Annotated in this window: 11 protein-coding genes; 7 read left to right on the top strand and 4 right to left on the bottom strand. The window is 72.2% G+C overall.

What is annotated here, in order from left to right:
- Positions 1–31: 31 nt before the first annotated feature.
- Entirely contained in the window at positions 32–1,327 is a 1,296-nt protein-coding gene (locus OG553_RS09840; protein WP_405978614.1) for a styrene monooxygenase/indole monooxygenase family protein, read from the top strand.
- Here OG553_RS09840 and OG553_RS09835 read toward each other — a convergent pair.
- Positions 1,219–2,514, bottom strand: a complete 1,296-nt coding sequence (locus OG553_RS09835) for an NlpC/P60 family protein (RefSeq protein WP_405978613.1) — start codon at positions 2,512–2,514, stop codon at positions 1,219–1,221. The two genes, OG553_RS09840 and OG553_RS09835, sit on opposite strands and share 109 nt — an antisense overlap.
- A 778-nt stretch (positions 2,515–3,292) precedes the next feature.
- On the opposite strand from OG553_RS09835, the gene OG553_RS09830 reads away from it, so the two are divergent.
- The 4 genes from OG553_RS09830 to OG553_RS09815 all read left to right on the top strand — a co-directional run bounded on the left by OG553_RS09830 (position 3,293) and on the right by OG553_RS09815 (position 6,204).
- Positions 3,293–4,537 carry a helix-turn-helix domain-containing protein gene (locus tag OG553_RS09830; RefSeq protein WP_405983004.1) on the top strand — a complete coding sequence of 415 codons (1,245 nt, stop codon included), beginning with the start codon at positions 3,293–3,295 and terminating at the stop codon, positions 4,535–4,537.
- A gap of 206 nt (positions 4,538–4,743) precedes the next feature.
- Positions 4,744–4,950 carry a hypothetical protein gene (locus OG553_RS09825; RefSeq protein ID WP_405978612.1) on the top strand — a complete coding sequence of 69 codons (207 nt, stop codon included), beginning with the start codon at positions 4,744–4,746 and terminating at the stop codon, positions 4,948–4,950.
- 88 nt (positions 4,951–5,038) lie between these two features.
- The gene (locus OG553_RS09820; protein ID WP_405978611.1) at positions 5,039–5,665 is read left to right on the top strand and encodes a hypothetical protein; all 627 of its coding nucleotides are present in this window, start codon (positions 5,039–5,041) and stop codon (positions 5,663–5,665) included.
- A gap of 32 nt (positions 5,666–5,697) precedes the next feature.
- On the top strand, positions 5,698–6,204 hold the full coding sequence (locus tag OG553_RS09815; RefSeq protein WP_405978610.1) for a GNAT family N-acetyltransferase: 507 nt from the start codon (positions 5,698–5,700) through the stop codon (positions 6,202–6,204).
- Here OG553_RS09815 and OG553_RS09810 read toward each other — a convergent pair.
- The 3 genes from OG553_RS09810 to OG553_RS09800 all read right to left on the bottom strand — a co-directional run bounded on the left by OG553_RS09810 (position 6,191) and on the right by OG553_RS09800 (position 8,758).
- A complete protein-coding gene (locus tag OG553_RS09810) occupies positions 6,191–7,159 on the bottom strand; it encodes an endonuclease/exonuclease/phosphatase family protein (protein ID WP_405978609.1) in 969 nt (322 codons plus the stop codon). The genes OG553_RS09815 and OG553_RS09810 overlap by 14 nt on opposite strands.
- A gap of 736 nt (positions 7,160–7,895) precedes the next feature.
- The gene (locus OG553_RS09805; protein WP_405978608.1) at positions 7,896–8,354 is read right to left on the bottom strand and encodes a hypothetical protein; all 459 of its coding nucleotides are present in this window, start codon (positions 8,352–8,354) and stop codon (positions 7,896–7,898) included.
- Positions 8,354–8,758 (bottom strand): DUF6325 family protein, encoded by a 405-nt coding sequence (locus OG553_RS09800; RefSeq protein ID WP_405978607.1) that lies wholly within the window; start codon positions 8,756–8,758, stop codon positions 8,354–8,356. The genes OG553_RS09805 and OG553_RS09800 overlap by 1 nt, the downstream gene beginning before the upstream one ends.
- A gap of 162 nt (positions 8,759–8,920) precedes the next feature.
- Here OG553_RS09800 and OG553_RS09795 point away from each other — a divergent pair, with 162 nt between their 5' ends.
- On the top strand, positions 8,921–10,294 hold the full coding sequence (locus tag OG553_RS09795) for an FtsW/RodA/SpoVE family cell cycle protein (RefSeq protein WP_405978606.1): 1,374 nt from the start codon (positions 8,921–8,923) through the stop codon (positions 10,292–10,294).
- Complete coding sequence (locus OG553_RS09790; RefSeq protein WP_405978605.1) at positions 10,291–11,757, top strand: penicillin-binding transpeptidase domain-containing protein; 1,467 nt, start codon at positions 10,291–10,293, stop codon at positions 11,755–11,757. The genes OG553_RS09795 and OG553_RS09790 overlap by 4 nt, the downstream gene beginning before the upstream one ends.
- Positions 11,758–11,771: the final 14 nt, after the last annotated feature.

Below are 11,771 nucleotides of genomic sequence, written 5' to 3'. Positions count from 1 at the left end.
CCGTTCCCCCTCCCCCCGAATCGAGAACGTGATGCGCAAGATACTCGTCGTCGGGGCCGGCCAGTCCGGTCTCCAGCTCGCCCTCGGCCTCCAGGCCAAGGGCTACGAGATCACCCTCATGTCCAACCGGACCGCGGACGAGATCCGCACCGGACGGGTCATGTCCACACAGTGCATGTTCGACACGGCGCTCCAGCACGAGCGGGACCTCCAGCTGAACTTCTGGGAGAAGCAGGCCCCGAAGATCCAGGGCCTGGGCGTCTCCGTCGCCGCCCCCGACGGCTCCCGCCCCATCGACTGGCTGGGCCGCCTCAAGGGGTACGCGCAGTCCGTGGACCAGCGCGTGAAGATGGCCGGCTGGCTCGACACCTTCACCCAGCGCGGCGGACAGCTCGTCGTGCACGGCGCGTCCGTCGCCGACCTCGACTTCTTCTCCCGCACGTACGACCTCGTGCTCGTCGCCGCCGGCAAGGGCGAGCTGGTGTCGATGTTCGGGCGGGACGCGGCACGCTCCCCCTACGACACCCCGCAGCGCGCGCTCGCCGTCTCCTACGTCCACGGCCTCGGGCCGCGCCGCGAGCACCCGGACACCGAGGCCGTGCGCTGCAACCTGGTCCCGGGCGTCGGCGAACTGTTCGTCATGCCGACCCTGACCACCTCGGGGCGCGCCGACATCCTGTTCTGGGAGGGCCTGCCGGGCGGGCCGCTGGACGTCTTCAAGGGCGTCAACGACCCCTCCGAGCACCTGGCGCTGACGCTGGAGCTCATGGAGAAGTACACCCCCTGGGAGTACGCGCGGGCGACGAAGGTCGAGCTGACGGACGCGGGCGGCACGCTGTCCGGCCGCTACGCGCCGGTCGTCCGCAACCCCATCGGGCGGCTGCCCGGCGGCGGCCTGGTACTGGGCGTCGCGGACGTGGTCGTGGCGAACGACCCGATCACGGGCCAGGGCTCGAACGCGGCGTCCAAGTGCGCCGCCTCGTACCTCTCCTCGATCCTCATGCACGGCGACAAGCCGTTCGACGAGGCGTGGATGAAGGCCACCTTCGACAAGTACTGGTTCACCACGGGCAAGCCGGTCACCCAGTGGACCAACGCCATGCTGGGCGTCCCGCCGGAGCACGTGCTGAACCTGATCGGCGCGGCCGGGCAGCTCCAGCCGGTGGCGAATCGATTCGCCAACGGCTTCGACAACCCGGCCGACTTCGACTCGTACTTCTACGACCCCGAGGACACGGCCGACTGGCTGGCGGAGGCCGCCGCGTCGGTGGCCGCGTCGTCCGGCCCGTCGTCGGCCTCGTCGTCGGGTGCCTCCTCCGACGAGTAGCCCGCGTCGTCCCCCGCCGCCGCGGCCCCGGGCAGCGGCGGCGGGGTGAACTCCGCCAGCGGCGTTCCCTCCGGATCCGGGCGGACCGCCCCGAGCAGCGGGTTCGCCGCGATCGGGGACACCTTCACCGTGGCCCCCGGCCGGGGCGCCTGGATCACCTTGCCGTCCCCGATGTAGAGGGCCACGTGCGTGGCCTTCGGGAAGTAGACCACCAGATCACCCGGACGCAGCCGGTCCAGCGGCACCCGCGTCAGCCGGGCCCACTGCTCCTGGCTGGTCCGCGGGATGGACCGCCCGGCGTGCTCCCACGCCTGCGAGGTCAGCCCCGAGCAGTCGAAGGAACCCGGCCCCTCCGCCCCCCACACGTACGGCTTCCCGATCTGCGCCGCCGCGTAGCGCAGGGCGGCCCCGCCCGCCGCCGTCGGCGTGGTCGTACGGTCGGGCAGCCGGCCCGAGTCCACCAGCGTGCGCTGCGCCCCGGCGGTCACGGCCGCCTCCCGGGCCCCGAGCCCCGAGAGTTCCTCGGGGGTGAGCCCCGCCAGCAGCCGCTCGACCTCCTTGAGCCGGGCCGTCACGTCGGTCTGGGCCTCCTTCTGCCGCGCGGCCAGCGCCTCCTGGTCGTCCAGGGCCTTGCGCGCCGCCCCGGCGATCGCCCCCGCCTGCTTCCGGTCCCGCTCCAGGCGCGCCACGACCCCGGCCCGCCGGGCGCCCTCGCGGGCGGCGAGCCGACGCTGGTCGACGGCCTGCTGCGGGTCGCCGGAGAGCAGCAACCGCAGGTACGGGGAGAGGCTGCCGCCCCGGGCCCCCTGGTACTGCTCCCGCGCGAGCCGCCCGGCGGTGGCCCGCTCGGAGTCGAGCGCGGAGCGGGCGCGGCCGAGCTCGGTGGCGAGCCGTTCCTCGTCGGCTCGGCGGGCCTTGAGGGCCGCTTCGGCGGCGTTGTAGGCCTCGCTCGCCTCCTCGGCCTGCTGGTAGAGGCTCTGGAGGCGGGTGAGCAGCTCGCCGAGGGTGCGGGCGGGGGTGGCGGCGGGTGTGAGTGCGGGTGCGGGTGCGGCACGGGCCTCGGGGAGGGGGCCTTGGGTGGCGGCGGGCCCGGGTTGCGGGGCCGGCTCGGCGTGGACGCCGGCCGGGGGGCCGGCGGCGACGAAGACGGCGGCTAGGCAGGCGATCCGCAGCAGTCGTTTTGTCATGTAATCACCTCCGCCGCCCGATGCTGCCACGGTGAGGCGGGAGGGACGGCGAGGGCGGGGGGCGGGTCGGGGGGCGTCACCCGGTTGGGGGCGTACGGGGTTTGCGGTGGGGGCGCGCTATCTCCCCCGCGAGGGGGTGGGGGCGGGTCGGTGGCTGTCCACCCGCCTCCCCAGGTGCGGGGCGGTGGGGTGGGGGCGGTATTCCCTCGGGCGGTCTCTGAGCGGCCTTGGGGGTTTCCCGTCAGTCCCATCGTCCTTCCGTGTCGTGCCGGCCTGTCAAGGGCGCTCCCTTCGGTCGCGTCGCTTCGCGATGGCCTTCGGCCACCCTTGACAGACCGACCCGCCCCGGAAAGACAAGGACTGCCGGGAAACCCCCAAAGGAACGGCACGGTCCAGAGGGGGAGGGACGGGTGTCGCAGCGATGAGGCGAGGTGCCGGGGGCCGGCCCGCCGGGCATCCGGGCCCTCAGGAGCCCAGGTTCCGGACCAGGGGCGCGGCAACCTGCACGAAAGGCCGATCAGAGCGGCCGAAGGAGCCCCCAGGCGCGTCAGATCGCTACGCGCTCCTCATTTCTCGGCGTCCGGCGACCGTCTTGGGCTGATACCCGCACGAGAGGACGAACAGAGCAGCCGAGGAAGCGGACGGGCGCGTCAGATCGCTACGCGCTCCTCGAATTCCGGCGTCCGGCGGCCGTCTGGGGTCGCGCTTTCGAGGATCCGCAAATGGCCCTGCCCCATAGGCTGTTCGGTGTCGAGCTGTACAGAGAAGGGGCATGGCCGTGTCATCCGATGCACCCCCCGACCCGTACGACAACCCTGTCGCATTCGGGCAACGCGTTCAGATCTACCGCACCCGCCGAGGCATGACCCGAGAGCAGTTGGCCGGGTTGCTCGGCCATCATCCGTCGTGGGTCAAGAAGGTCGAGACCGGTGCCATGAGAATGCCGAGACTCCCGGAAATCCTCGCCATTGCCCAAGCGCTCCGTGTTCGTCGACTCAATGACCTCGTGGGAGACATGGGCGCGTCACCGAATACGGACCTGTTCCTCGGACCCGGCCACGACCGCTTGCCGGCCGTCCGAGCTGCGCTCACTGCCTTCCCGGGTGGGGGAGAGGCTCCGTCCCAGACGTTCCTGCGGGCTGCGTTGGACGCTGCCTGGGCCGCGAGGCACAAGGCGCCGAATCACCGGGCGGTGATCGGCTCCCTACTGCCGGGGCTGATCCGGGACACGCAACTCGCGGCAGGGCAGGCGGAGACCGCTGCCGAGCGCCGGGGCGCGCTGCGGCTCAAGGCCGAGACGTATTTCCTCGCTCAGTTCTTCGTTGCCTACCAGCCGGACCCTTCGCTCTTGTGGCGGGTCGCCGATCGGGGCATGACTGCTGCGCAGGAGTCAGAGGACCCGCATGCGATGGGGGTCGCCGCTTGGCTGTCCGCGCAGGCACACCGCGACTCGGGGCAGTACGAAGAGGCTGAGGACCTGGTCCAGCAGGTGCTGCGACTGCTGGAGCCGGGGCTGACGGACGCTACGGTCGAGGTCCGGGCGATCGTCGGCGCGCTGCGTGCGGAGGCAGGACTGACTGCCGCGAAGCGCCGTGAGACGGGTGCTGCGTGGGGCTGGTGGGAGCGGGCGGATCGTGTGGCCAAGGAGCTGCCCGACGGCTACTTCCACCAGGTGACGAGCTTCGGCCGCCCGGTCATGGGGGCGCACGCGGTCACCTTGGCGGTGGAGCTCCGGACCGGCGGTGAGGCCGTGCGGCAGGCGGCCGGTTCGGAGACGGCGGTTATCCCGTCATTGCCCCGCCGGGCCCGGCACAGGATCGAGCAGGCCCGCGCCTACCAGTTGGACGGACAGCCGGACGCGGCGCTGGCGACGCTGGAACAGGCACACGCGGTGGCACCAGAGACGACCAGGTACAACGGCTACGCGCGGGCCATCGTCCTGGAGGAAGCGGCATCCCGGCTGCCGGAGCGGCGGCAGCGAGCCAGCCGCCTCGCCGTGGACATCGGCCTGCTGGCCGCGTGAGGGGAAGGGGCCCGGTTCGGGCCCCTTCCTACCGGAATCCCTCTCTAACGTCGTACTTGATCGACCCTGACGGCGTAGGGAGTGGCCTGTGTGCACGTGTACTTGCAGCGAGACCCCGGACAGCGGAGGCGAGCCCAGAGCGGATCTGCTCGACCGGGCGTTGGCCGGGTGGGAGCGGTTCCTCGGCACGTTCGAGGCGGCGTCCGATGAGTGAGTGCTACGAGTACGTGCCCCACCGCCTCCTACGCCGACGCGTGCGCGACATCGCTTCAGGGGTCGAGGGTGTGCTGATGGCGGTGATCAACGAGAACGTCTCCGATACCGGTATCGAACGCTGGACGGAGCTCGCCTACATCCGTGGCGCCTCCGGTCGCGAGTTCACGACGGCCGTCACCAACGTAGAACCCGCCTGAGGACGCAATTGCTCTGGGCGATGATGGGGGGATGGAGCGCCGACCGTCCGTCCTCACCCTTCGCCCCGACCGTCCGCATGCTCGTGCGATGTTCAAGTCGGTGGCCATGCGGCCGTTGGTCGACGGGCGGGACGTGCTGGGGGAGACGCATCCCGACGGTGATTCGAGCTGTCGGCAGGAGAAGTGGTTCGGACCTCCGGAGACGTGGCCGTTGTGGGCATCCGAGGAGCCGGCGCGGGTCGAGCTGTCGAACAACGACTGCGTGACCGACTGCTGCGGAGGGGTGTTCGTCACCATCCGGCGCCAGGGGGAGCGGGTGGTCTGGAGCGACTGGAAGAACACCGACGACATCCGGGTGCCGGTTCCGCCCGAGGCCGAGTTCGACGCCGCTCAGTACGACACCGAGCTCGCCCGCGCCGTCGCTGACCATGGCTGGGAAGAGCCCGTGGACACCGCCGCCCGCCTGCTCGCCCACGGGATCGCCGAAGCCGGTTGGTACGACCGTTGGAACTGTCGGCCGCTGCGGCACGGCATCACCGTCAGCGGCCGTGGCGAGTCCTCACGCGTGTCGATGCACTTCCTGACGGCTCCCGACGACGGGTATCGCTGGTACACGATGCCGGTGTCCACCCGCGAGCCCGTCCAGGACCAGGTCCGACGGTTCATCGAGGAGATCACGGCCACCGATCCCCGCGAGACCGCACAGGGCCACTGAAACGGCGGCGTAACGAGGCCCGCGTACGCTCGATGACCATGGAAATCCGGCCTGGTGTCGAGGACGACCTCGAAGAGCTGACCCGCATCTACAACCACTACGTCGTCGAGACGCCGATCACCTTCGACGTCGAGCCGCTGACCGTCGAGCAGCGGAAGCCCTGGCTGCTGGCCCATCCAGCCTCGGGACCTCATCGCCTGCTCGTGGCCGAGGAGGGCGGAAAGCTCCTCGGCTATGCGACGAGCAGCGCCTTCCGCCCCAAGCCCGCCTACGCCACCTCCGTGGAGACCAGCGTCTACCTGGCGCCCGAGCACGTCGGACGTGGCGTCGGTGGTCTCCTGTACGCGTCGCTCTTCGAGGTCCTGTCACAAGAGGACGTCCACATGGCCCTCGCCGGAATCGCCATGCCCAACGAAGCCTCGCGACGGCTCCACGAGCGCTTCGGTTTCCGACATGTCGGCAGCTTCGAACAAGTGGGGCGCAAATTCGACCGCTTCTGGGACGTGGCCTGGTTCCAGAAGGTGATCACGCGAGCTTGAGCACGCTCTTCACGCCGGCGTGGTCGGAGGGCCACAGGCCCGACGGGGTGCGTTCGGCCTGCGTGTCGCCCACGGTGTGGGCCGACCGGGCGGTGATGTGGCCCCGGAAGAGGACGTGGTCGATGCGCCGGGTGAGGGTGGAGAAGGGGTTCCGCAGGTCCGGGGCCTGGCAGCAGGTCAGGCCGAGGTCGTGGTGCCGGGTGGCGGTCCAGGCGTCCTTGAAGCCTGCGGCTACGAGACGGGCGTAGCTCCGGGTCCCGCTGCCGTCGGCGTCCGAGTTGAGGTCGCCGAGGAGCACGGTGGGCAGCGTGGTGTTCAGGGGGCCGGTGAGCAGCTCGTCGGCCTGGGTCTCCTGGACGGCCGCCGAGGCGGGTTCGAGGTGCGTGGTGACGACCCGGGCGGTACGGCCGTGCACGGTGGCGTCGGCCGCCACCCAGCCGCGCTCGACCCGCAGGGGCGGATCGGGCGGGCAGCCGAGCAGGGGACGGCAGATGGGCAGGAAGGCCTGGAAGCGGCCGGTCTGCGCATTGGCCACGGAGAGGTCGGCGCGGGCCAGGAGAACGTCCCGGTCGGTGAGGCGGATGTCCTGCAGTCCGTCCGGCGTGGACCGAGGGGCTTCGAAGTCGCTGCCGACGGTGACCTCCCCGACGACCTTGTAGTGCCGGCCCCGGGCGTCGAGCGCCTTGAGGAGGATCTGCAGGAAGTCGTACTCGACATGGGTGGCGCTGCCCGGCCCCGCAGGCGTCTGGCTCCGCCACAGCACCGCTTCCTGGAGCCCCACGAGGTGGGGGTCGGCGTGGACGATCTCGTCGGCCAGTGCCCGGGCCCTTTCGGGGAAGTCCGTCGCCTGGACGTTCGCATAGGCCGCCGTCACCGCCGCGACGAGGCCCTGCGGACTCGTCGCCGCGAGCACCGGCCCGAGGTCGGCCCCCAGGTACAGATTGCGGGTCAGCACCCGCAACTCGGACGGGGGATTGGCGGCCGAGGCCGCAGACCCTGGCGCGAGCAGTGCGAGCGCGCACACAACGGACGCGAACCAACGGCGTGTCATACGGACGGCCCTTTCGGTGCGAACCATGGCGAACGACCCGAATCTAGGATGACCATCACGGTCCGGCATCCGCCCCTAGGCCGCCCGGCCTACGGCCCGTGAGTGCCGTGCCCGGAAGCGTCCTGCGCGACCCCCGGTGCGGGTATCAGCCCAAGGCGGTCGTCGGACGCCAGGCAATGAGGAGCGCGTAGCGATCTGGCGCGCCACCCGGCTCCCTGGCCTGCTCCGTTCGTCTTCTCGTGCGGGTATCAGCCACGGACGGTCGTCGGACGCCGAGACGAGAGGAGCGCGTAGCGATCTGACGCGCCCGGGGGCTCCGCAGGCCGCTCTGATCGGCCTCTCGTGCGGGTAGCCGCGCCCCCGATCCGGGATCGGGACTGGACGGCCCGGATGCCCGGCGGGCCGGGCCCCGGCCCCGTCGCCTCATCGCTGCGACACCCGTCCCTCCTCCTCTGGACCGTGCCGTTTCTTCGGGGGTTTCCCGGCAGTCTTTCGGCTTTCCGGGGCGGGTCGGTCTGTCAAGGGTCGCCGAAGGCGATCGCGTAGCGACGCGACGAAGGAGCGCCCTTGACGGGCCGGCCCGCCCCGGAAGGACGATGGGACTGACGGGAAGCCCCCGCCCCTCCCTGAGACCGCCCCGCTACGACTCCGCCCCCGCACCCCCGCCCCCCAGCAACCGTGCCTTCGCCCTGCTGAACTCCTCCCGGGTCAGCAGACCCTCCCGGGTCAGGTCCGCCAGCTGGGTCAGCTCCGCCACCAGGCTGCCGGGCAGCGGTGGAACCGCCGGGGCGTCCGGGCCGGGGGCGGAGGGGGTCTCCGCCGGAGCCGGCTGCGTTTCCTCCTCGGCGGTGGGGGCCGGGCCGGGCGCTTCCTCCCAGGGCTCCCCACCCCCGACCTCACCCCCAACTCCATCCCCCACCCGATCCCCGAACTCGTCCCCGTACTCGTCCCCGAACCCCTCCACCACCGCCTCCCCGCTGTCCTCCGCCTGCGCCCACTCCGCCGCGCCCGCCGCCCGGCGCAGCAGGCCGCGCAGGAGGGGGCGGCCCGCCGGGCGGACCGCCGCCTTGACCGTGACACCCACCGGACGGATGAACATCACGCCGCCCCCACCCGATCCGCCCCCACCCGCTCCGCCGGGATCCGGACCGAGCCGACGATCCGTCCGCCCGCCGCCCGTACGGCGACGGCCGCGTCCTGGGCCCAGACGTGCTCGACCACCAGCAGCAGCGCGCAGCTGCCCCGGTCCAGGAGCTCCGCCGCCTCGCGTACGTCCTCCGGGCCGATCAGCCGGGCCACGTCACGGCCGGCCAGGATGCCGCGCAGCTCCACGAACTCGTCGAACTCCGCCGCCAGTACCTCCCCGGAGGCCGTCTTCGTAGTGACGAGGCCGTCGATCAGCCGGACCACGCCGGTCTTGCGCAGCCCCATCACGGCCTCGACCGCCGGGACCCGGAGCTGTTCCTCCGGGAAGGCGAGGACGATGAATTCCACAGGTCCCATGATCCGGGGCTCCTCACTCCTGACGTTCCTGCCTGACGTTCCTGCCTGACGTTCCTGCCCGACGTCCTTGCCCGACGTCCCCACCTGACCGTTTCTGACGACTCTTCGGCACCCTATGACATAAGCGGACATACCAGCCGCGACCTTGCTACGTTTCCCCGTATGACCGCTCTGACGGCGAAGGTGACGGAGCCCGCTCCGCCGCCGCCCCCCGACGCCCGCGCCGCCAAGCGCCGCGGCATCGAGCTGACGCTCCTCGCCGGCGCGGTCCTGATCTCCGTACTGGGCCACCTCTACGTGGGCCTCGCAGCCGACGGCAAGAGCACCCGTGCCCCCGCGGCCCCCTACGCCGCCGGGCTCGGCGGGGCCGCGCTGCTCGCGCACCTCGCCGTGCGGCTCCGGGCCCCGTACGCCGATCCGCTCCTGCTGCCCATCGCCGTCCTGCTCAACGGGCTCGGCCTGGTGCTCATCCAGCGCCTCGACCTGGCCACCCCCGGGGAGCCCGGGGCGGGGGACCAGCTGCGGTGGTCGGCTCTCGGGGTGGTCCTCTTCGTCCTCGTCCTGGCCCTCCTGCGCGACCACCGCGCGCTCCAGCGGTACGCGTACCTCTCCGTCACCGCCGCCCTCACCCTGATGCTGCTCCCCGTGTTCTTCCCGGCGGTCAACGGCGCCCACATCTGGATCCGCTTCGCCGGGTTCTCCTTCCAGCCGGGGGAGTTCGCCAAGATCCTGCTCGCCCTCTTCTTCGCCGCCTACCTCGCCGCGAACCGCACCGCCCTCGCCCTCACCGGACGCCGGCTCTTCTGGAAGCTCCGCCTCCTGCCCGGGCGGGTGCTCGGGCCGATCCTCGCGATCTGGCTGCTCAGCGTCGGGGTGCTCGTGCTCGAACGGGACCTCGGCACCTCCCTCCTCTTCTTCGGCCTCTTCGTGATCATGCTGTTCACCGCGACCGGGCGGATCGGCTGGATCGCCATCGGGCTGCTGCTCGCCGCCCTCGGGGCGTACGCCGTCGGCACCCTCGAACCCCACGTCCACAGCCGCGTCCAGGACTGGATGAATCCTTTCGCCTCCATCGAGCGCGGCGACGGTCCCGGCCAGCTCGCCCAGTCCCTCTTCGCCTTCGCCGCCGGCGGCCTCCTCGGCGCCGGCCTCGGGCACGGCCAGTCCTTCCTCATCGGCTTCGCCGCCAAGTCGGACTTCGTCCTCGCCACCGCCGGCGAGGAGCTCGGCCTCGTCGGCCTCACCGCCATCCTGCTGCTCTACGGGCTCCTCGTGTCCCGGGGCTTCCGTGCCGGACTCGCGCTGCGCGACCCGTTCGGGCGGCTGCTCGCCACCGGGCTCGCCTCGATCGTCGCCCTCCAGGTGTTCGTCATCGCGGGCGGCGTCACCGGCCTGATCCCGCTCACCGGCATGGCCATGCCCTTCCTGGCGCAGGGGGGCTCCTCCGTCGTCACCAACTGGATCATCGTCGCCCTCCTCGTCCGGCTCAGCGACAGCGCCCGCAGACCCCGTCCCGCGCAGGAGGCGGCCGAATGATCCGCTACATCCGCTGGTGCGCGTACTTCTGCGCCCTGCTGCTCGCCGCCCTGCTCGCCAACGTCGCCCGGGTGCAGGTGTGGGAGTCCGCCGCCTACGGGGCGAACCCCGCCAACAAGCGCCCCGCCATCGAGCGCTACGCCGAACCGCGCGGCGACATCCTGGTCGACGGCCGGCCCGTCACCGGCTCCCGCGACAGCGGCCAGCTGCTGCGCTACGAGCGGACCTACGCCGACGGCCCGCTCTACGCGCCCGTCACCGGCTTCTCCTCCCAGACGTACGGGACCAGCTTCGTCGAGCGCGCCGAGGACGCCGTCCTCTCCGGCACCGACCCGGGGCTCTCCGTCTTCCCGCTCTGGTACGACCTCTCGCGCGGCCGCCCCGGCGGCGGCGACGCCGCGACCACCCTGCGCGCCGTCGTGCAGCAGGCCGCGTACCGGGGCCTCGGCGGCAAGCGCGGCGCGGTCGCCGCCATCGAGCCGGCCACGGGCCGGATCCTGGCCCTGGTCAGCAGCCCCTCGTACGACCCGGGCCTGCTCTCCGGCACCGGTACGCGGGTCAAGGCGGCCTGGGAGCGGCTGAACGCGGACCCCACCCGGCCCATGCTCAACCGGGCGCTGCGCGAGACCTATCCGCCGGGCTCCACCTTCAAGATCGTGACGGCGGCGGCCGCCCTCGACGCGGGCGTGGTCACCGACGTCGACGCCCCGACCCGGACCCCGGACCCGTACCCGCTGCCCGGCACCAGCACCCTGCTGCCGAACGCGGCCACGGGCTGCGCGGAGGCCTCGATGGCGGAGGCGGTGCAGTGGTCGTGCAACACGGTGATGGCCGACATCGGGGTGCGGGTCGGGCTGCGGGGGATGGCGGAGGCGGCGGAGCGCTTCGGGTTCAACGACGAGGGGCTGCGGGTGCCGTCGTGGGTATCGCGGTCGAACTTCGACACCGACATGAGCCCCGACCAGCTGGCGCTGTCCTCGATCGGGCAGTTCAACACCAAGGCCACCCCGCTGCAGATGGCGATGGTCGCGGCGGCGGTGGCCAACGGGGGCGAGCTGCGGACCCCCTACCTGGTGGACCGCACGACCCAGGAGGACGGCTCCCTGGTGCGGCGCACCGACCGGCGCACCCTGGGCCGGGCGATGAGCCCGGCCACCGCGCTCCGGGTGCAGGAGCTGATGGTGAAGGTGGTCGAGGACGGCACCGGGCGCAACGCGGCGATCCCCGGCGCGCGGGTCGGCGGCAAGACCGGCACCGCGCAGCACGGCGTCGGCAACGCCGGCACCCCGTACGCCTGGTTCATCGCCTGGGCCCACGGGCAGGACGCGCCGCGGCCGGCGGTGGCGGTCGCGGTCGTGGTCGAGGACGCCTCGGCGGTGCGCGGCGACATCAGCGGCAACGGCGCGGCGGCCCCGATCGCCCGGGCGGTGATGGAGGCGGCACTGCGGACCGCCGAGCCCTAGGGGGTGTGGTCGGA

This window comes from Streptomyces sp. NBC_00158, assembly GCF_045160885.1.
Classification (GTDB): Bacteria; Actinomycetota; Actinomycetes; order Streptomycetales; family Streptomycetaceae; genus Streptomyces.
The sequence above is the reverse complement of the archived record's forward strand: the minus strand, read 5'-3'. Positions and strand labels throughout refer to the sequence as shown.